Annotated in this window: 1 protein-coding gene; it reads right to left on the bottom strand. The window is 62.7% G+C overall.

Annotated elements, in window-relative coordinates:
- Nucleotides 1-1139: elongation factor Tu (gene tuf / locus V1479_RS26110; protein ID WP_368805379.1), on the bottom strand; the 1139-nt coding region annotated here is incomplete at its 3' end.

Below are 1139 nucleotides of genomic sequence, written 5' to 3'. Positions count from 1 at the left end.
GTGCGGCCGCCTTCGCGGATGGCGAAGCGCAGCTTCTCTTCCATCGCGATCGGCACGATCAGCGTCACGTCGACCGTCACGTTGTCGCCAGGCATAACCATCTCAGTGCCTTCCGGCAGCGTCACGATGCCCGTCACGTCCGTCGTGCGGAAGTAGAACTGCGGACGGTAGTTGGTGAAGAACGGCGTGTGACGGCCACCCTCCTCCTTCGTCAGGATGTAGGCCTCGGCCTTGAACTTCGTGTGCGGCTTCACCGAACCCGGCTTGCACAGGATCTGGCCGCGCTCGACGTCCTCACGGCCAACGCCGCGGATCAGCGCGCCGATGTTGTCGCCAGCCTGGCCCTGGTCGAGCAGCTTGCGGAACATCTCGACGCCCGTAACCGTCGTCTTCGAGGTCGGACGAATGCCGACGATCTCGACTTCCTCGCCAACCTTGACAACACCGCGCTCCACGCGGCCCGTCACAACCGTGCCGCGACCCGAGATCGAGAACACGTCCTCGATCGGCATCAGGAACGGCTGGTCGATCGGACGCTCCGGCGTCGGGATGTAGGCGTCGACTTCGGCCATCAGCTTGCGGACCGCATCCTCGCCGATCTCCTTGTTGGAATCTTCCAGGGCAGCCAGCGCCGAACCCGGGATGATCGGAATGTCGTCGCCCGGGAACTCGTAGACCGACAGAAGCTCGCGAACCTCGAGCTCGACAAGCTCCAGAAGCTCGGCGTCGTCAACCTGGTCGACCTTGTTCAGGAACACCACGATCGCCGGAACGCCAACCTGACGGGCAAGCAGAATGTGCTCGCGGGTCTGCGGCATCGGGCCGTCGGCAGCCGACACAACCAGGATCGCGCCGTCCATCTGCGCCGCACCCGTGATCATGTTCTTCACATAGTCGGCGTGGCCGGGGCAGTCGACGTGGGCGTAGTGACGGTTCTCCGTCTCGTACTCGACGTGAGCCGTCGAGATCGTGATGCCGCGCGCCTTCTCCTCAGGAGCGGCGTCAATCTGGTCATAAGCACGGAACTCGCCGAAAAACTTCGTGATCGCCGCCGTCAGGGACGTCTTGCCATGGTCAACGTGACCAATCGTGCCAATGTTCACATGCGGCTTATTACGCTCAAATTTACCTTTGGCCAT

Origin of the sequence: Neoaquamicrobium sediminum, assembly GCF_040970315.1 — a bacterium.
GTDB classification, from domain to species: Bacteria; Pseudomonadota; Alphaproteobacteria; order Rhizobiales; family Rhizobiaceae; genus Aerobium; species Aerobium sediminum.
This window is presented reverse-complemented; position numbering and strand designations above follow the sequence as displayed.